General features: G+C 71.0%; 1 protein-coding gene. It reads right to left on the bottom strand.

Translation table 11 applies throughout. The features are described 5' to 3' along the window. Positions 1–1,008: transposase (locus ACIRU3_RS47835; protein WP_404070820.1), on the bottom strand; the 1,008-nt coding region annotated here is incomplete at both ends.

Raw genomic sequence — 1,008 nt, 5'->3', positions numbered from 1 at the left:
CGGTGGTTTGTTAGGTCGGGACGTAGGGGTTCAGGGGTCTGCCGCTGCCGACGGCGTTGATCAGTTCCTGGAGTGCTGTGGGCGGGGGTTTCGTGGACCATGCCCGCCAGTAGCGTTGCAGCGTGACCCAGGGCGTCAGCCAGCCACGGACGGCTCGCAGTGCCTGGGGCCAGCAGGTCGGTCGGGGCTGCTGGGACGCGGATTCTCCCCCTCTCTGCCGGTCCTGGCGGTGTGTCGGGACCGGGTGGTGGGTCGTCCAGGGCGGACGGGGGCGGGTCGGGAGCGAACCAGGTGTTCCAGCAGAAGCTGAACGCGCAGTTCACGAGAGTCTGGTGGCGGCGGATCGCGGCATCGGAGCGGACCTGGAAGTCGGCCCAGCCGAGTTCGTCCTTGACCTGTTTGTAGCTCTGCTCGACCCAGTGCCGCAGCCCGTAGATCCGCACGACCTCGGCGAGGGCAGCGGGTGGGTAGGGCGATTCGGCGGCGCGTGGGGAGCCGGGGCGGGGCAGGTCGGTGGCCAGGTACCAGGTTGCCTTGGCCGGCAGGCTGGCCGGGTCGGCGGTGGCCACCACCAGGCGGACGTTGCCGTCCGGTCCCCACCAGCCCAGCTGGGCCTCGGCGGCCCACCAGGTGGCGGTGTGCCCGTCGCGGAACGTGCGCTCGATGCGCGACCAGTCTCCGGGATGCTCTGGGTCCTGCCAGGTCAGGAGACGGGCGGCGTCGACGGGCGTGTGGGTGTCGGGGCCGTAGGACCAGGTGCCGTGCCGGGGCTTGAGAGCCATCACGAACGGTAGGCCGGCGTCGTGCAGGCCGGCGCGGAAGCTGTCCTGGTCGCCGTAGGCGCAGTCGGCGGCCACCGCGCGGAAGACCAGCCCGGCCGCCTTGGCCTGGGCGGCCAGATCGGCCGCGATCTGCAGTTTGGTGCGAAAGCCTGGGTCGCTTTTGCCGCGGGGGAAGTGATGGGCGGGGGTATAGGGGCAGGCGTGGACCGGGTAATAGACGCGTTCG

It is taken from the genome of Streptomyces sp. NPDC101151, from assembly GCF_044768335.1.
GTDB lineage: Bacteria > Actinomycetota > Actinomycetes > Streptomycetales > Streptomycetaceae > Streptomyces.
Note: the sequence above shows the minus strand (reverse complement) of the source record. Positions and strands in the feature narration are given on the sequence as shown.